Below are 16,203 nucleotides of genomic sequence, written 5' to 3'. Positions count from 1 at the left end.
GCAACCGTGGCGGCGCTAATCGCGCAGCGCGGCAAGGCCTTGCTGCAGATCGGCGACGAGGTCGGCGGGGCTCTCCAGCCCGATGTTGAAGCGGACCAGCCGCTCGCCGTACAGCTTGGTCGCCCGGTTGGGTCCGAAATAGGGCATGACGAGGCTGCCGGCACCGCCCCAGCTGAAGCCGATGCGGAACAGCTCGAGCCGGTCGACGAAGGCGAGCAGCCGCTCGCGCGAGAAGCCGTCGCAGAACACGATCGAGAAGATGCTCGCCGAGCCGGAGAAGTCGCGCTTCCAGATCTCGTGGCCGGGGCAGCCGGGCAGGGCGGGGTGGAGCACCTGTTCGATCTCGGGCTGCTCCGCGCACCAGCGCGCCACTTCGAGAGTCGCGCGCTCGAGATGGTCGAGGCGGACGGCGAGCGTCTTGAACCCGCGCAGCGCGAGGCTGCACTCGTCGGGGGAGACGCTGAGGCCGAGCCAGTTGTAGGCGTCCCGAAGCCTCGCCAACAGCGCCGCGTCGCGGACCGTCACCGACCCGAGCAGCAGGTCGCTGTGTCCGCCGACATATTTGGTCAGCGCCTGGATGACGATGTCGGCGCCATGCTCGAAGCCGTTGTAGAAAACCCCGGCGCCGTAGGTGTTGTCGAGCGCGACCGGGACGTTGCGGTCGCGCGCGGCCTCGGCGATGCCTTTCACGTCCTGCACCTCCATCGTCACCGAACCCGGGGTCTCGGTCCAGATCAGCTGGGTATTGTCGCGGATCAGCCACGCGATCCCGTCGCCGATGTCGTGCTTATAGGTCTGCGTCTCGACTCCGAACCGGCTCATCAGCTTGTGCGCGAGCAGGGGGTTCGGCCCGTAGGCGTTCTCGGGGACGAGGACGTGGCCGCCCGCCTGGGTCAGCGCGAGCCACACCAGGGAGATGCTGGCAAGCCCGCTGGGGACGATGATCGCGTCGGTCCCGCCTTCCAGCTCCGCCATCCTCGCCGCGAGCTCGAGCGTGGTCGGCGTGCCGTAGATCCCGTAGCGGTAGGGATTGTCCTGGTCCGAGCCGTCGCACACCTCTTCCGCCGTCTCGAAGAAGGTGGTGGAGCCGCGATGGACCGGGGTCGTCATCGAGCGGAAGCCCGCCGGGGCGCGGGCCTCGCTGTGGATCAGCCTCGTCCGCCAGTCGCGCGCCATCGCCATCGTTCCTCGCTCATGGCGTTGACCGCCGTTCGCCGGGAGGGGTAGGGGCGGCGCCATGGCTGATCAACAATTTCCCGACCGTCTCTCGCTCGACCCGCGCAGCCCGCACTTCGACGCGGACCTTCTCCGCCAGGGCGTTGGCATCAAGTTCAACGGGCAGGAGAAGACCAACGTCGAGGAATATTGCATTTCCGAAGGCTGGATCCGCGTCGCCGCCGGCAAGAGCCGGGACCGCCACGGCAACCCCATGACAATCAAGCTCAACGGCACCGTCGAGCCTTATTTGCAGAACCCGGTGACCGAAGGCGACGAAACGGAAAACGGCGGCCAGGCCGAAGCCTGACCGCCGTTCCGGCACGCTGTTGAAGGGCTCGCGTCAGTAAGTCTGAGCGGTGCCGCTCCGGCGCGCCTTGTTCCAGTCGTAGAGCTTCTTGGCGCCATAGCCGGCGATCGCCAGCGTTCCGAGGCGGCCGAGACCCTTGGTGGCGATGCGGGCGCCAGCGGCGCCGAGCAGCGCGCCCTTCACGCCCTGGTTGGGGCCGGCCAGCTTCTCGCCGACGATTGCGCCCAGAATCTTCCCCAGCATTGTTGAACTCCCGTTGCGATGTTTCGAGCTAAAGCGCTCAGGCGCTCGCGAGGGTTCCATTTGGGAGGATTTCCCAACTGCCGGTGGGATAATCCACCAACATCATCTCCCGATGCAGCCATCAGCAGCATTTTTCCCGCAAATGCGGGTTTGGCACGGCTTTTGAATTGTAGCTGGCATGACCGGCACCCCCTCCGCCGGCATCCAGGGAGCAAGACGATGCACAAGGTTTCCACGCTTCACCGCACGCTGATCGCCGCAGCCGCTGCGCTGCTGATGAGCTCCGTCGCCGTCGGTTCGGCCGTCGGCCCCGCCACTGCCAGCTATGGCGCCGCTTCCGCGAAGGTTGCCTTCTATGCCTGACCTGACCCCGATCGAAGCCAAGGTGCCCGAGCGGGCGATCCGCCTCGAGCGGATCGAGGAGCCGCGGGCCGAGACCCGGCCCGCCACTCCGCTCGCTGCCTTCTTCGGTCACCCGCTCTTCAGCCGCGCCCGCGACATCATCGCCGCCAACGTCGGCGAGATGCTCGACCGCGCCGAGGACCCGGCCACCACCATCCGGCTGATGATCGTCGAAATGGAGGAGGCGCTGGTCGAAGTTCGCGCCTCGGCCGCCCGGTCGATCGCCGACATGAAGGAGATGCGCCGCACCACCGCGCGGCTGGCCACCGTCGAACAGGGCTGGGCCGATAAGGCCGAGCTGGCGCTCGACAAGGGCCGCGACGATCTCGCCCGCCTGGCGTTGGCCGAGCGGCAGAAGGCCGCCGACATCGCCGCGTCGCTCGGGACGGAGATGCTCGCACTGGAGCAGCTGCTGAAGGGCTATGAGGCGGATATCGCCCGGCTCCAGGCCAAGATCAACGAGGCGCGTGCCCGGCAGCACGCTATCGCCAGCCGGCTCGAGAGTGCGATGACCCGCGCCCGTTCGCGGGAAATCATGAACTCGGCGCGCGCCGCCGACGCCTTCGCCCGCTTCGACCTGCTGGAGAAGCGCGCGGACCTGGCCGAAGGCTATGCCGACGCGATGGGAATGACCGGGCCGAAGAGCCTGGAAGAGGAATTTGCCGAGCTTCGCGCCGCCGAGGCGATTGATGCCGAGCTTAACGCCATGAAGGCCGCGCTCGCCGCGCGCCGCAGTCACTAAGGGGATCAGACGCCATGACCGACCGCATTCCGTTCAGCCTCGACCGCCGCGAGAAGAAGCTGCTCGGCGTCTGCTCCGGGCTGGGCCGCACGCTGAACATCGACCCGACCTTCATTCGGGTCGGCTTCATCGCCGTGCCGTTCCTCACCTTCGTGACCTTCTGGCAGGCCTTCATCGCCTACCTCGCGCTTGGCGCCATCGGCTTTTTTGCCGCGGGCAAGCTGCGCCGCCGGCGCGGCAGCGAGCTCGACCGGATGGATTACGACACCGGGCGGCGTCACTCGATCCGCGACCTTCGCGAGAACCTCGACACCAACGATCGCCGGATGATGGCGATCGATCATCACCTCAACAGCCGCAGCAGCGACGACCTCGCCCGCGAAATCGAGGCGCTGCGCCACGAGAAGTCGGAGGACCGGAAATGATCGCGATCGACTCCATCCTGACCCTCGGTGCGGTCGGACTGACGGGGCTCGGGATCACCAGCGCCGCGTTGCTCAAGGGCTGGCAGGGCTGGCTCGACGTGCGACGGCTTGAAATCGCCCGAATTCAGGATGGGGGCGCCCCCGTCGCGACCGGCGGGCGGATCGAGATCGCCGACCTGCGCGAGCGGGTCCGCAAGCTGGAGGCCATCGCCGCCGGGATCGATCTATGAAGGCCGTCGCGACCGGCCGTCAGGCCGGCTGCGGCTCATACTCCTCGATGACCCAGGGCTCCTCCTGCGCCGCCTCGATCCAGCCGGTGACGTGAGGATGGGCGAGCACCGCTTCCATGTAACGCGCCGCGAAGGGCGGCACGGGAACCTGGTAGGTGACGAAGCGGCAGACGACCGGCGCGAACATCATGTCCGCCGCGGTCCACGCGCCTCCGAACAGATATTCGCCGCCGCTTCCCCAGCGTGCCCGCGCCTGAGCCCACAGCACCATGATGCGGTCGATCTCCGCGCGGACGGGATTGCTGAGACGATGGTTCTCGATCAGTCGGCGGACGTTGAAGGGCAGCTCCCGGCGCAGGTTCGCGAAGCTCGAATGCATTTCCGCCGCCATCGATCGCGCCATGGCGCGCGCGCCGTCATCCGCGGGCCAGTAGCGCTCCCGGCCGACCTTGTCGGCGCAGTAGTCTACGATCGCCAGACTGTCCCAGACCACCGCGTCACCGTCCCACAGGATCGGCACCTTGCCCAGCGACGGGGCGAATTCGTCTCCCTCGCGCCGCTTCTCCCACGCCTCGTTGTAGAGGGGAACGACCAGTTCCTCGAAGGCGATGCCGCTGTGCTTGACGGCGAGCCAGCCGCGCATCGACCAGCTCGAATAGGCGCGGTTGCCGATGATCAGTTTCAACGATTGTCTCTCAAGTTTCTTGTTGCCCCGGCCCTGAACGAGCGAGAGCCGGGGCAGTGCCGGTCAGCTGCGCGTGCGCAACGCGTCGCGGATCTCGGTGAGCAGTTCGATCTCCGTCGGTGCCGGAGTCGCCTCGGGCTCGGGCTTCCGCGCCATCAGCCGGGTCGCGTAGCGGACCAGGATGAAGATGATGAAGGCGAGAATGAGGAAGTTCAGCACCTGGGTGACGAACTCGCCCCATCCAAGGATCGGCGCACCGGCCTTCTTGAGCGCGGCATAGTCGCTGAGCGAACCCCGGTAGCCCGCCGGTACCGGGCCGAGCCGGAGGAAATGGCTGGAGAAGTCCAGCCCGCCAAAGATGGCGCCGACGATCGGCATGACGACATCTTCGACCAGGCTGGTGGTGATCTTGCCGAAGGCGCCGCCGATGATCACGGCGACCGCAAGGTCGAGCACGTTGCCGCGGGCGATAAAGGCACGAAAATCCTGCCACATGACGCTGATCTCCCGATTGATGGGCAAGCGAAGCGTCGCGCTCTCCGCCGGCAATTGCAAGCGGGGCAGCCTGCTCCTACGTTCGGATCACTTCGTTTTTCAGGGGAAACGATCGCATGACCTATCTTCGCCGCTTCGGTCTCGTGCCGCCGCTTGCCGCAGTCTCGCTCGCCTCGTGCGGGCTGAACTCGGTTCCCACCTCGGAGGAGAAGGTCAACGCGGCCTGGGCCAATCTCCAGGCCGACTACCAGCGTCGAAACGACCTCGTCGGCAATCTGGTGCAGACGGTGAAGGCGGCGGCGAAGCAGGAGTCGACCGTGCTGGTCGGGGTGGCGGAGGCTCGCTCGCGCGCCACCCAGGTCCAGCTCGCGCCGACCGATCTCAGCAATCCGTCCAAGGTCCAGCAGTTCGCCAACGCCCAGCAAGCCGTGTCGAACAGCATCCGGCCGCTGCTCGGGCCGATGATCCAAGAGCGGTACCCGGAGCTGAAGAGCCTCAACAACTTCTCCATGCTGCAGGACCAGCTGGAAGGCACCGAGAACCGCATCTTGGTTTCGCGCCGCGACTACAACACGGCGGTGCAGGATTATAACACCCGCATCCGCACCTTCCCCGACGCGATCGGCGCCAAGATCTTCTACGGCGCCAAGCCCAAGGTCCCGTTCCAGGCCGCCGCAGGGTCCGAAAACGCGCCCAAGGTCGATTTCGGGAACTAGGCCCGTGCCGCAACCCGCCGTCGCTTCCGCGCAGGCGGGGGTCCAGCTTCGCTCGCGAACCACTAGCTGGGCTGCCGCGCTCGCGGGCGTGGTGCTGGTGCTGCTCGCGCTGTTCGTCGCGACGTTCGCCGCGGCGCAGACCTTTCCCAAGCTGACCGGGAGGGTGGTCGACGAGGCGCACCTGCTGCGGCCCGAGCAGGTCATGGACATCAGCTCCAAGTCCGCTGCGCTCGAGGCGCAGTCGGGCGGTCGGCAGCTGGTCGTCGCTACCGTGCCCGACCTTCAGGGGCAGGTGATCAGCGACTATGCCTACAACCTGGGGCGTGCCTGGGGCATCGGCCAGAAGGGCAAGGACGACGGTGTCATCCTGCTGGTCGCGCCCAAGGAGCGGAAGGTGTGGATCGCCACCGGTTATGGCGCCGGCGCGTACATGACCGACGCCGTGTCGGGCGAGATCATCCGCGAGAAGATCCTGCCCCGCTTCAGGGCCGGCGACATGGGCGGCGGGATCGTCGACGGCGCCACCGAAATCGCGCGCGTGATGAGCCTTCCCCCCGACCAAGCGCAAGCCCAGGCCGCGCAGGCCGGCCAGCGGAGCGCGTCGCGCAACCAGGAGTCGGCGGGGCTGATGCCCGTCCTGTTCTGGATCTTCATCATCCTCTTCGTCATCATCCCGCTGGTCCGCCGACTGGGCGGCCGCCGCTATCGCCGCGGTGGCGGTTGGGGCGGCCCGATCATCCTGTGGGGACCGGGGACTGGCGGCAGCAGCAGCTCGACCTGGGGAGGCGGCTCCAGCTGGGGCAGCGGCGGCGGGTTCGGCGGCGGAGGCGGCTTCTCGGGCGGCGGTGGCAGCTTCGGCGGCGGCGGCGCCGGAGGCAGCTGGTAATGGCCGCATTGTCTGATGCCGACCACGACAAGGTCAGCGCTGCGGTCGCGGCTGCCGAAGCGCGCAGCGACGGCGAGATCGTCACCATCCTGACCGATCTCAGCGACCCCTACCACGATGTCGGCCTGCACTGGGCAGTCGCGGTGCTGATCGCCGTGCTTGCCTGGTCGGCCTTCGCACCGGGCTGGCTGTACTGGGCGTTCCATCTCGTCAACGGCGGATGGAGCGAGGAGCCGACTCTCGGGCAGCTGCTGGCGATGCTGATGTTCGTCGCGGTCCTGAAGTTCACCATTGCGTTGCTGCTTCTGAAGTGGATGCCGCTGCGCCTCGCACTTACGCCCGGAGCGACCAAGCAGCGGCGCGTGCGTCGCCGCGCCGTTGCGCTGTTCAAGGCGGCCGCCGAGCGGCGCACGATCGGGCGCACCGGCGTTCTCCTCTATTTGTCGCTGGGCGAACGGCGCGCGGAGATCGTCGCCGACCAGGCGATCCATGAGGTGACCACGCCGGAATGCTGGGGCGAGGCGATGGCGATCCTGCTCGCCGACGTGAAGCAGGGACGTCCGGCGGACGGGATCGCCGCGGCCGTCGGTCTGATCGGCGACGTGCTGGCGGAACATTTCCCCAAAACCGCCGCTGACATCAACGAACTTCCGGACAAGCTGATCGAATTGTGAGCGACAACAACGATTACGACGCGCCGAAGGAAATCCGCTGGCAGGGGCGCTTCGTCCAGGCGGTCACGCAGGGTAAATGGGAATATGCGGGCCGTGTTGGCGGCATCCGCGCAGTCGTCATTCTCGCCGAGGCTGACGGCAAGATCGTGCTGGTCGAGCAGTATCGCGTTCCCGTCGGCGGCCGTTGCCTCGAGCTCCCGGCAGGTCTGATCGGCGACGAGGACGAGCAGGCGGGCGTCATCGACACCGCGCACAAGGAGCTCGTCGAGGAAACCGGGTTTGAGGCCGCGGCGATCGAGGAGCTGGGCGAGTTCCACGCTTCACCCGGCATGCTGAGCGAGAGTTTTACGCTGGTTCGGGCCACGGGTCTCACCCGGGTTGGGGAGGGCGGCGGCATCCCTGGTCACGAGGACATCACGGTACACCTAGTCGAGCGGGCGAGGCTGCCCGACTTCGTGGCGGAGCGCCGCGAGCTGGGCGTCGCGATGGACGTCAAATTGCTGCTGTTGCTCGGCGCCGCCTGGAACTGAGCTGAGCCGCGCCGAGATGCGCGGAAACAAGTCGCGACGGATCGGTTGATCCACCATGCCGCGCATCGTCCACCTGTCCGACCTCCACTTCGGCGCTCACGACCCGCTGATCGTCGCCGAGGTCGAAAGCGAACTCGACTCGATCAAGCCCGACCTGGTGGTGGTGAGCGGCGACTTCACCCAGCGGGCGCGCACCGAGCAATTCAAGGAGGCCTGTGCCTTCCTGACCCGGCTGCGTGATGCCGGGCACGAGGTGATCGCGGTGCCGGGGAACCATGACGTTCCGCTCTATGACGTCCTGCGGCGCTTCCTGTCGCCGCTGGCCCGCTACCGTCGCTACATCGACGACACGCTCTGCCCCTTCGTCGAGATCAAGGGCGCAGCGGTGCTGGGCATCAACACGGCGCGGTCGGCGACCTTCAAGGACGGGCGGATCAACGAAGAACAGGTCCAGCTGATCCGCGACACGTTCGCCAAGGCGACGCCGGGCTTGCGCGTGCTGATCACCCATCATCCTTTGTTCGCGCTGCCGGTCGGTGAGCATGAGCTGGGCGAGGCGGTCGGGCGACAGGAGCTCGCCCTTGACGCGATCGTCGAGGCCGGCGTCGACCTGCTGCTGGCCGGTCACAACCATCGCGCCTCGACCCACAGCGCGAGCGATCTCGTCACTCGTGCCGGGCCGGCGCTCGTTATCCAGGCCGGGACCGCCACCTCGGTGCGGGTCCGCGACGAGCCGCAGAGCTTCAACCTGCTCGAGCTCGGCAGCGACACGGTGACGGTCGGTCTGCTGCGTTGGAACGGGCAGCGGTTCGAGCCCGGCGTGCCGGCGCGCTTCGTGCGCGAGGGCGATGGCTGGCGGGCGCCGCGGCAGGTCGCGGCGAGCGCCTGAGCTTGCCGCGCCCCTGCGCCTCGGCCAAGGCGCAAGCATGACCAGCTTCGACCTGCCCGGTTTCGACCTCGACGATTTTGTTACCCGCACGCTTGCAGAGGACTTGGGCTCCGGCGGCGATGTCACCAGCCGCGCGACGATCGGACCCGATGCGCGCTTCGGCGCGATAATGCGTACGCGCGAGCCGATCTGTGTCGCGGGGCTGGCGATTGCCGAAGCCTTTTTCCGCCGGCTCGATCCCGAGGTCTGGGTGGACGCCCCGGTCAGCGACGGCGACAAGGTGGATGCCGGTACGGTGCTGATGCGTCTCGCCGGGCTCGCGCTGCCGATGCTGTCGGCGGAGCGATCGGCGCTCAACACGCTCCAGCATCTGTCGGGCATCGCCACCATGACCCGCGACTATGCGGACGCAATTGCTGGGACGGGCGCCATCCTGCTCGACACCCGCAAGACCATTCCCGGGCTGCGGCTGCTGGAGAAATATTCGGCGCGGATGGGCGGTGCGCACAACCATCGGCTGCGGCTCGACGACGGGCTGCTGATCAAGGACAATCATGTTGCGGTTTGCGGCGGGGTTGCGGAAGCGGTGCGCCGCGCCAAGGCTGCCGACAGCGGGCTGCCGGTGCAGGTCGAGGTCGACCGTATCGACCAGATCGAGCCGGCGCTCGCCGCGGGCGCGGACCGGCTGCTACTCGACAACATGCCGCCCCCAGTGCTTCGCGACGCGGTGACGCTGGTGGCAGGACGGGTGCCGACCGAAGCCTCCGGCGGGGTTCGCCTCGAGACCATCCGTGGCATTGCCGAAACGGGCGTCACCTACGTCTCGGTAGGCCGAATCACGCAGTCGGCTCCGGCCGTCGACATCGGGCTCGACTTCGCGCTGCAACCTGTCTGACGGGAAAACATGACGTTCAGGCATCGGTCAGTGCGAATCGCCCAGAAAGGCCTTCGACCGCCGGCTTAGTGATCGCCGGTTCGAGGGAGATTTGAGATGTTCAAGAAGGCTCTTCTTGCCGCTTCCGCCGTTGCCGCTGTTGCGGTGCCCGCCGCTGCCGACGCGCAGTATTACCAGGGCTATGGTTACAGCCAGCCTTATTACGGCCGCGGCTATGCTCCGCGCTACAACAACTATTACGGCAATGGCTATTACGGCAACCAGTACTACGGCCGCGGCTATTCCGATCGCGGCTACTATGGCCGCAGCTACTACGGCTACCGCAACCACCGTTGCAGCGGCACCACCGGAACCATCGTCGGCGGCGCGGCGGGCGCGCTGATCGGCAGCCAGGTCGGACGTGGTGACGGCTGGCATCGTGGCAGCGGCACGACCGGCGCCATCATCGGCGGTGCCGTCGGGGCGCTCCTCGGTCGCCAGGTCGGCAGGAGCAGCTGCTAAGCCTCAGGCGATCGGTCGAGCACGGAGGGCCGGGGAGCGATCCCCGGCCCTCTTTCGTTGTGTTCCCCGGTAGAGAAGAAATTTACGGTGCAAGCCCGATATTGGCTGTATAGCGCCGCGAACCGTTGGGAGAGCGAAGTTGTTCAAGGGCCTGAAGCCCATCATGTACGGCGGCCGCGAGGTCTGGCCGCTGGTCGAGGGGGGCAAGGGAGTCTCGGCGACCAACCATGCCAGCAGCGGAGCCTGGGCTGCGGCCGGCGGGATCGGAACCGTCAGTGCCGTCAACGCCGACAGCTATGACCCCGAGGGGCGGATCATCCCGCAGGTCTATCGCGCGCTGACGCGTCGCGAGCGCCATGACGAGCTCGTCAACTATGCGATCGAAGGCGCGGTCGCGCAGGTCCGCAAGGCCTACGAGATCGCCGGCGGCAAGGGCGCGATCAACATCAACGTCCTGTGGGAAATGGGCGGCGCGCAGCGCGTGCTCGAGGGTGTGCTGGAGCGCACCAAGGGTCTGGTCGCGGGCGTGACCTGCGGCGCAGGCATGCCGTACAAGCTGAGCGAGATCGCTGCCCGCCACGGCGTCACCTATCTTCCGATCATCTCCTCCGGTCGTGCCTTTCGAGCGCTGTGGAAGCGGGCCTACTCCAAGGCGGCCGAGTGGCTGAGCGCGGTCGTCTACGAGGATCCGTGGCTTGCCGGGGGGCACAACGGGCTGAGCAACGCCGAGGACCCGCGCGCGCCGCAGGATCCCTATCCGCGCGTTGCCGAACTGCGCGCGGTGATGCGCGAAGGCGGGATCGCCGACACGGTGCCGATCGTCATGGCCGGCGGCGTATGGCGGCTCGACGAATGGGAGCATTGGATTGACAATCCCGAGCTCGGAAGCATCGTCTTTCAGTTCGGCACGCGTCCGCTGCTGACCCAGGAAAGCCCCATTCCGCCCGAGTGGAAGGCGCGGCTGATGACGCTGGAGGAGGGCGACGTGCTGCTCCATCGCTTCTCGCCGACGGGCTTTTATTCTTCGGCGGTCAAGAACCCGTTCCTGCGCAACCTCGAGGGACGCAGCGAGCGACAGATTGCCTTCACCAAGGAAAGCCTCGGCGACCATCACTTCGAGCTCGATGTCGGCGTCGGCAACAAGAAGGGCTACTGGGTCAGCAAGGGTGACCTGCAGCACGCCCGCGAGTGGTTCGGCGCCGGCTACACCGAAGCGCTGAAGACGCCCGACGAGACTTTGGTGTTCGTCACGCCAGACGAGAAGAAGGTGATCCGCAAGGACCAGGCCGACTGCATGGGCTGCCTGTCGCAATGCGCCTTTTCGAGCTGGGCGGACAATGAGAAGAACTCGACTGGGCGGCTCGCCGATCCGCGCAGCTTTTGCATCCAGAAGACCCTGCAGGATGTCGCGCACGGCGGCGACGTCGAGCAGAACCTGCTATTCGCGGGCCACGCAGCATTCCGCTTCAAGAAGGATCCGTTCTATTCGAACGGGTTCGTGCCCACGGTGAAGCAGCTGGTCGACCGGATCCTGGCGGGGGCGTGATGCGCGTTTGGGGGGCGATCGCCACTGCTGTCCTGCTGCAGGTCGCGGCGACGCCGGCAGCGGCGCAGATGAAGAAGCCGCCCTACTGGGCGTCGATCGCCAGCGGCGAAGCGCAGACCCGCGCGGGGCCGGGGCGCAACTATCCCGGGCTGTTCCTGTACAAGCGGCGCGACCTGCCGGTGAAGGTCGTCGCGGTGTACGAGAACTGGCGGCGGATCCAGGATCCTGACGGCACGCTCGGATGGATGCTCGTGACGCTGCTCAGCGACCGCCGTACGGCGCTGATCAAGGCGGGCGAGCGGCGTGCGATCCACGACAAGCCGGCGAGCGCGAGCCACGTCTCCTACGAGGCGGAGCCGGGCGTGGTCGGACGGATCAGCGACTGCGACGGCGACTGGTGCCGGATCGAGATCGCCAAGAAGCGCGGCTATATCCGCCAGTCGGACGTATGGGGCACCGACGAGAACGAGAGCGTAAAATAGGCGGGGAGCCGGCGTGGTCCCCGCGCGGCCTCTACTTCGGCATCTTCAGAGGCATGTACTTGGTACGGGTAACGACCAGCTTTTCGCCCTTGTCGCTGACCGCGGTCATGGCGTGCCCGATGGCGACGGGCTTGACCGTCCAGCACCGCTCGCCATCCGAATTCATCGCGCTGGTAAAGCAGGCCTTGCCATCCTTCATCACCGCGGTGCCATGGTCGACATGTTTGCCGCTCATCTGGTTCTGAATGTAGTTGCCCTTGGCGTCGATCGTCTCGCGCATCTTTAACTTGTCGCGCACGAACGTCCAGGACGTCTCGTTCAGCTGGAACTCAGTCGACTTGGCGAGCGCGGCAGGGGCCGTGAACAGGAGCGTGGCGGCAGGCACGATCAACAGCAGGCGCATCATCTCTCTCCCTTGTTTCCAAGGGGAGAGACGATAGCAGCAATGGCGCGTTTTCGAGAGTTGCGGGCGATCTAGACCAGCTCGACCGCGACCGCCGTGGCCTCGCCGCCGCCGATGCACAGCGAGGCGACGCCGCGCTTCAGGCCCTTGTGCTTGAGCGCATTGACGAGCGTCACGAGGATCCGGGTGCCACTCGCGCCGATCGGGTGACCAAGCGCGGTCGCGCCGCCATGGACGTTGATCTTCTCGTGCGGGATGCCGAGGTCCTTCATCGCGAACATGGCGACGCAGGCGAACGCCTCGTTGACCTCCCACAGGTCGACGTCGGAGACCGACCAGCCAGCCTTCTTGAGCAGCTTCTCGATCGCGCCGACGGGAGCAATGGTGAACTGCGCCGGCTCCTGCGCGTGGGCGGCGGTTGCGACGATCCGGGCGACCGGGGTCAGGCCCTTCTCGCTTGCCAGCGATTCGCGGGCGAGGACGACCGCGGCGGCGCCGTCGGAGATGGAGGAACTGGTCGCGGCGGTGATCGTGCCTTCCTTGGCAAAGGCGGGCTTCAGTTGGGGGATCTTGTCGGGACGGCCGCGGCCCGGCGCCTCGTCGGTGTCGACGACGGTCTCGCCGGCGCGGCTCTTGATGGTCACCGGCACGATCTCGTCGGCGAAGGCGCCGCCGTCGATCGCCGCCTTGGCGCGGCTGAGCGATTCGATCGCGTAGCTGTCCATGTCCTGCCGGGTCAGCTGATATTCGTCGGCGGTGCACTGGGCGAAGCTGCCCATCGCGCGGCCTTCCTCATAGGCATCCTCGAGCCCGTCGAGGAACATGTGGTCGTAGATCTTGTCGTGGCCGATGCGCGCGCCCGAGCGATGCTTCTTCAGCAGGTAGGGCGCGTTGGTCATCGACTCCATGCCGCCGGCGACGATGATGTCGGCGTTGCCGACGCGGATCGCCTCGTCGCCCATGATCACCGTCTGCATGCCCGAACCGCAGACTTTGTTCACCGTCGTCGCTTGGACCGACTTGGGCAGGCCGGCCTTGAGCGCCGCCTGCCGCGCTGGAGCCTGGCCGAGCCCGGCGGGGAGGACGCAGCCCATGTAGATGCGGTCGATCTCGCCACCGTCGACCCCGGCCCGTTCGACCGCCGCCTTGACGACGGTCGCGCCGAGATCGGTCGCGGAGACGTCGGCAAGCGCGCCCTGCATGGCGCCCATCGGGGTGCGCGCAGTGGAGAGGATCACGACGGGATCGGTAGCCATGGGATACTCCAGCGGTTCGTTGTTGCACTGCACATAAGCGCCCGGCGCGCCTTGTTCAAATCTTCACCGCTCTGCTAGCGGCCTTGTTCAAGAGGAGAGAGTTACAATGACGATGCCCGGGCTGGAATTCGACCTTGGCGAGATGGCGGACACGATCCGCGACTCGACTCAGCGCTTCGCCGCCGACCGAATTGCGCCGATCGCCGTCGAGATCGACGAAGACGACCGCTTTCCGATCGACCTGTGGCCTGAGATGGGTGCGCTCGGGCTCCACGGGATCACCGTCGAGGAGGAATGGGGCGGCCTCGGGCTCGGCTATCTCGAGCATGTCGTCGCGCAGGAGGAAGTGGCGCGGGCCTCGGCCTCGGTGGGCTTGAGCTACGGTGCCCACTCGAACCTCTGCATCAACCAGATCCGCCGCTGGGCGAGCGAAGAGCAGAAGCGCAAATATCTGCCCAAGCTGATCAGCGGCGAGCATGTCGGCGCGCTGGCGATGAGCGAGGCGGGGGCGGGCAGCGACGTCGTCTCGATGAAGCTGAAGGCCGAGAAGAGCGGCAACGGCTGGCGTTTGAACGGCACCAAGTTCTGGATCACCAACGGCGCCTATGCCGACACGCTGGTCGTCTATGCCAAGACCGGCGAGGGCAGCCGCGGAATCACCACCTTCCTGATCGAGAAGGACATGGAGGGCTTCTCGATCGGACAGAAGATCGACAAGGTCGGAATGCGCGGTTCGCCTACCAGCGAGCTGGTGTTCGACGATTGCTTCGTCCCCGCCGAGAACGTCATGGGCCCGGAGAACGGCGGGGTCGGCGTGCTGATGAGCGGGCTCGACTATGAGCGGACGGTGCTCGCCGGGATCCAGCTCGGAATCATGCAGGCCTGCCTCGACGTGGTCATCCCTTATTTGCGCGAGCGCAAGCAGTTCGGGAAACCGATCGGCGCATTCCAGCTGATGCAGGCCAAGGTCGCCGACATGTATGTCGCGCTCAACTCGGCGCGCGCCTATGTCTACCAGGTGGCCAAGGCCTGCGACGCCGGTCGGACCACGCGGTTCGACGCGGCGGGCGCGATCCTGCTGGCGAGCGAGAGCGCGTTCAAGGTCGCCGGCGAAGCGGTCCAGGCGCTGGGGGGCGCGGGCTACACCAAAGACTGGCCGGTCGAGCGCTACATGCGCGACGCCAAGCTGCTCGACATCGGCGCGGGGACCAACGAGATCCGCCGGATGCTGATCGGGCGGGAGCTGATCGGCGCGGCCTAGCCCGTGCCGGGCTCGCGTTCGAAAGGTCTGAATGGTCACACCGCCGAACGGGCAGTGGACGGTGAATGGTCCCAAAGGTCACACCGTCCGGCGACCGATCAGCCGGCGAAAGGTCCCAAAGGTCACACCCCCCCGGCTTTCATCTGCGGGTGTGACCCGGCGCGGCCTTGGGGCCTGATTTGGAAGAGAAAGAGCCTGCGCTGACGCCCGGGCAGCAGATCAGTCGAAACCCTATTCCGCAAGCCGGTACCACCGGCGAGACCGTGAAGGGTCAGGCGGCGAGCTTGCGCAGGACCCGTTCGTAGATTCGGCTCAGCGCCTCGATATCTGCGACCGCGGCATGCTCGCCGACCTTGTGCATGCTGCCGTTTGGCAGCCCGAAGTCGACCACCGGGCAGAGCTGGATAAGGAAGCGGCCGTCGCTGGTGCCGCCGCTGGTGGAGAGCTCGGGCTCGACCCCGGTTTCCTCGCGGATCGCGGCGGTGACGAGATCGTAGAGCGGCCCGGCGGGGGTGAGGAAGGCCTCGCCCGAGATGCGCGAGCGGACGACCGCGTTCGGGGCCTCGCGGCGCGCGATCTCCTCGACCCGACGGACGAGGTCGGTGCCCTTCTGGAGATTGTTGAAGCGGATGTTGAGCTGCGCGGTAGCGCTGCCGGGGATGACGTTGCTCGCCTGCGTGGGGGTCGAGACAGCGGTGAATTCGAGGTTGGATGGCGGGAAGGCCTCGGTCCCGTCGTCGAGGTGGAGCGCGTCGAGCGCGGCGACGATCCGGGCGAGCGCCGGGACCGGGTTGTCGGCGTTGTGGGGATAGGCGACGTGGCCCTGCGTTCCCGGCACCTCGATCCACAAGTTGACCGAGCCGCGGCGGCCGATCTTGACCGTGTCGCCGAGCCGCTCGACCGAGGTCGGCTCGCCGATCAGGATCATGTCGGGGCGGATCGCCCGTTCGTTCAGCCAGTCGATGATGCGCGGCGTGCCCCAGGTGGCGTAGCCTTCCTCGTCCCCGGTGATGAGGAGCGAGAGGGTGCCGGGGCGTGGCTCGACACGCGAGACGGCGGCGACATAGGCGGCGATCGCGGCCTTCATGTCGGCGGCGCCGCGACCGGTGACGATGCCGTTCTCGATGCGGGTCGCGAAGGGGTCGCCGTCCCACCCGTCGCCGGCGGGGACGACGTCGAGGTGTCCGGCGAAACCGAAGTGCGGGCCGGGACCGCTGTCGCGGATCGCGACCATGTTCTCGGTCGGGCCGTCGGGTGCCTCGCCGAGCACGAAGCGGTGGACAGTGAACCCGAGCGGCCGGAGTGCCTGCTCGAGCACGTCGAACACCGCGCCGCTGGCGGGCGTGATGCTGGGGCAGTTGATCAGCGCGGTCGTCAGCGCGATGGGATTGATCGACATCCGTGTCGCCTAGCAAAG

The 16,203-nt window shown here is 67.1% G+C and carries 22 protein-coding genes; 15 read left to right on the top strand and 7 right to left on the bottom strand.

Annotation, left to right across the window (positions count from 1 at the left end):
- Nucleotides 1–15 precede the first annotated feature (15 nt).
- On the bottom strand, nucleotides 16–1,176 hold the full coding sequence (locus HMF7854_RS12885; protein WP_126719525.1) for a cystathionine beta-lyase: 1,161 nt from the start codon (nucleotides 1,174–1,176) through the stop codon (nucleotides 16–18).
- A 61-nt stretch (nucleotides 1,177–1,237) separates the two neighbouring features.
- Here HMF7854_RS12885 and HMF7854_RS12880 point away from each other — a divergent pair, with 61 nt between their 5' ends.
- On the top strand, nucleotides 1,238–1,525 hold the full coding sequence (locus HMF7854_RS12880; protein ID WP_126719523.1) for a DUF3297 family protein: 288 nt from the start codon (nucleotides 1,238–1,240) through the stop codon (nucleotides 1,523–1,525).
- Between the two features lie 33 nt (nucleotides 1,526–1,558).
- Here HMF7854_RS12880 and HMF7854_RS12875 read toward each other — a convergent pair whose 3' ends face one another.
- Nucleotides 1,559–1,768: a hypothetical protein gene (locus tag HMF7854_RS12875; RefSeq protein WP_126719522.1), complete on the bottom strand. Its 210-nt coding sequence runs from the start codon at nucleotides 1,766–1,768 to the stop codon at nucleotides 1,559–1,561.
- A gap of 219 nt (nucleotides 1,769–1,987) precedes the next feature.
- Here HMF7854_RS12875 and HMF7854_RS15845 point away from each other — a divergent pair, with 219 nt between their 5' ends.
- Genes HMF7854_RS15845 through HMF7854_RS12860 form a run of 4 tightly spaced genes read left to right on the top strand, consistent with a single transcriptional unit; the run spans nucleotide 1,988 to nucleotide 3,567 of the window.
- Nucleotides 1,988–2,131 carry a hypothetical protein gene (locus HMF7854_RS15845; protein ID WP_185829280.1) on the top strand — a complete coding sequence of 48 codons (144 nt, stop codon included), beginning with the start codon at nucleotides 1,988–1,990 and terminating at the stop codon, nucleotides 2,129–2,131.
- A complete protein-coding gene (locus tag HMF7854_RS12870) occupies nucleotides 2,124–2,912 on the top strand; it encodes a PspA/IM30 family protein (RefSeq protein ID WP_126719520.1) in 789 nt (262 codons plus the stop codon). The genes HMF7854_RS15845 and HMF7854_RS12870 overlap by 8 nt, the downstream gene beginning before the upstream one ends.
- Nucleotides 2,913–2,926: 14 nt before the next feature.
- The gene (locus HMF7854_RS12865) at nucleotides 2,927–3,337 is read left to right on the top strand and encodes a PspC domain-containing protein (RefSeq protein WP_126719518.1); all 411 of its coding nucleotides are present in this window, start codon (nucleotides 2,927–2,929) and stop codon (nucleotides 3,335–3,337) included.
- Nucleotides 3,334–3,567 carry a hypothetical protein gene (locus HMF7854_RS12860; RefSeq protein WP_126719516.1) on the top strand — a complete coding sequence of 78 codons (234 nt, stop codon included), beginning with the start codon at nucleotides 3,334–3,336 and terminating at the stop codon, nucleotides 3,565–3,567. Before HMF7854_RS12865 ends, HMF7854_RS12860 begins: the two co-directional genes overlap by 4 nt.
- 19 nt (nucleotides 3,568–3,586) lie before the next feature.
- Here the strand turns inward: HMF7854_RS12860 and HMF7854_RS12855 are convergent, their stop codons facing one another.
- Together HMF7854_RS12855 and mscL are read right to left on the bottom strand one after the other, a co-directional pair.
- The gene (locus tag HMF7854_RS12855; RefSeq protein ID WP_126719515.1) at nucleotides 3,587–4,252 is read right to left on the bottom strand and encodes a glutathione S-transferase family protein; all 666 of its coding nucleotides are present in this window, start codon (nucleotides 4,250–4,252) and stop codon (nucleotides 3,587–3,589) included.
- Between the two features lie 63 nt (nucleotides 4,253–4,315).
- Complete coding sequence (gene mscL / locus HMF7854_RS12850) at nucleotides 4,316–4,747, bottom strand: large conductance mechanosensitive channel protein MscL (RefSeq protein WP_126720223.1); 432 nt, start codon at nucleotides 4,745–4,747, stop codon at nucleotides 4,316–4,318.
- Between the two features lie 116 nt (nucleotides 4,748–4,863).
- On the opposite strand from mscL, the gene HMF7854_RS12845 reads away from it, so the two are divergent.
- The 9 genes from HMF7854_RS12845 to HMF7854_RS12805 all read left to right on the top strand — a co-directional run bounded on the left by HMF7854_RS12845 (nucleotide 4,864) and on the right by HMF7854_RS12805 (nucleotide 11,866).
- Nucleotides 4,864–5,463: a LemA family protein gene (locus tag HMF7854_RS12845; protein WP_126719513.1), complete on the top strand. Its 600-nt coding sequence runs from the start codon at nucleotides 4,864–4,866 to the stop codon at nucleotides 5,461–5,463.
- A gap of 88 nt (nucleotides 5,464–5,551) precedes the next feature.
- Nucleotides 5,552–6,349 carry a TPM domain-containing protein gene (locus tag HMF7854_RS12840; protein ID WP_126720222.1) on the top strand — a complete coding sequence of 266 codons (798 nt, stop codon included), beginning with the start codon at nucleotides 5,552–5,554 and terminating at the stop codon, nucleotides 6,347–6,349.
- The gene (locus HMF7854_RS12835) at nucleotides 6,349–7,023 is read left to right on the top strand and encodes a TPM domain-containing protein (protein ID WP_126719511.1); all 675 of its coding nucleotides are present in this window, start codon (nucleotides 6,349–6,351) and stop codon (nucleotides 7,021–7,023) included. Before HMF7854_RS12840 ends, HMF7854_RS12835 begins: the two co-directional genes overlap by 1 nt.
- Nucleotides 7,020–7,553 carry an NUDIX hydrolase gene (locus HMF7854_RS12830; RefSeq protein WP_126719510.1) on the top strand — a complete coding sequence of 178 codons (534 nt, stop codon included), beginning with the start codon at nucleotides 7,020–7,022 and terminating at the stop codon, nucleotides 7,551–7,553. The genes HMF7854_RS12835 and HMF7854_RS12830 overlap by 4 nt, the downstream gene beginning before the upstream one ends.
- 55 nt (nucleotides 7,554–7,608) lie before the next feature.
- A complete protein-coding gene (locus tag HMF7854_RS12825) occupies nucleotides 7,609–8,442 on the top strand; it encodes a metallophosphoesterase family protein (protein ID WP_126719508.1) in 834 nt (277 codons plus the stop codon).
- A gap of 37 nt (nucleotides 8,443–8,479) precedes the next feature.
- Nucleotides 8,480–9,337 carry a carboxylating nicotinate-nucleotide diphosphorylase gene (gene nadC, locus HMF7854_RS12820; RefSeq protein ID WP_126719507.1) on the top strand — a complete coding sequence of 286 codons (858 nt, stop codon included), beginning with the start codon at nucleotides 8,480–8,482 and terminating at the stop codon, nucleotides 9,335–9,337.
- A 96-nt stretch (nucleotides 9,338–9,433) separates the two neighbouring features.
- On the top strand, nucleotides 9,434–9,838 hold the full coding sequence (locus HMF7854_RS12815) for a glycine zipper 2TM domain-containing protein (protein ID WP_126719505.1): 405 nt from the start codon (nucleotides 9,434–9,436) through the stop codon (nucleotides 9,836–9,838).
- Between the two features lie 139 nt (nucleotides 9,839–9,977).
- Entirely contained in the window at nucleotides 9,978–11,384 is a 1,407-nt protein-coding gene (locus HMF7854_RS12810) for an NAD(P)H-dependent flavin oxidoreductase (protein WP_126719503.1), read from the top strand.
- Nucleotides 11,384–11,866 carry an SH3 domain-containing protein gene (locus HMF7854_RS12805; RefSeq protein ID WP_126719502.1) on the top strand — a complete coding sequence of 161 codons (483 nt, stop codon included), beginning with the start codon at nucleotides 11,384–11,386 and terminating at the stop codon, nucleotides 11,864–11,866. The genes HMF7854_RS12810 and HMF7854_RS12805 overlap by 1 nt, the downstream gene beginning before the upstream one ends.
- 31 nt (nucleotides 11,867–11,897) lie before the next feature.
- Here the strand turns inward: HMF7854_RS12805 and HMF7854_RS12800 are convergent, their stop codons facing one another.
- Nucleotides 11,898–12,269 (bottom strand): hypothetical protein, encoded by a 372-nt coding sequence (locus HMF7854_RS12800; protein ID WP_148104706.1) that lies wholly within the window; start codon nucleotides 12,267–12,269, stop codon nucleotides 11,898–11,900.
- Nucleotides 12,270–12,340: 71 nt separating this feature from the next.
- Complete coding sequence (locus HMF7854_RS12795) at nucleotides 12,341–13,525, bottom strand: thiolase family protein (protein ID WP_126719498.1); 1,185 nt, start codon at nucleotides 13,523–13,525, stop codon at nucleotides 12,341–12,343.
- Between the two features lie 112 nt (nucleotides 13,526–13,637).
- Here HMF7854_RS12795 and HMF7854_RS12790 point away from each other — a divergent pair, with 112 nt between their 5' ends.
- Nucleotides 13,638–14,786, top strand: coding sequence for an acyl-CoA dehydrogenase family protein (locus HMF7854_RS12790; protein ID WP_126720221.1), 1,149 nt, complete (start codon nucleotides 13,638–13,640; stop codon nucleotides 14,784–14,786).
- Nucleotides 14,787–15,057: 271 nt separating this feature from the next.
- Here HMF7854_RS12790 and dapE read toward each other — a convergent pair whose 3' ends face one another.
- The gene (dapE, locus tag HMF7854_RS12785; RefSeq protein WP_126719496.1) at nucleotides 15,058–16,185 is read right to left on the bottom strand and encodes a succinyl-diaminopimelate desuccinylase; all 1,128 of its coding nucleotides are present in this window, start codon (nucleotides 16,183–16,185) and stop codon (nucleotides 15,058–15,060) included.
- Nucleotides 16,186–16,203 lie beyond the last annotated feature (18 nt).

The sequence above is a fragment of the Sphingomonas ginkgonis genome, assembly GCF_003970925.1.
Lineage (GTDB): Bacteria > Pseudomonadota > Alphaproteobacteria > Sphingomonadales > Sphingomonadaceae > Sphingomicrobium > Sphingomicrobium ginkgonis.
Note: the sequence above shows the minus strand (reverse complement) of the source record. Positions and strands in the feature narration are given on the sequence as shown.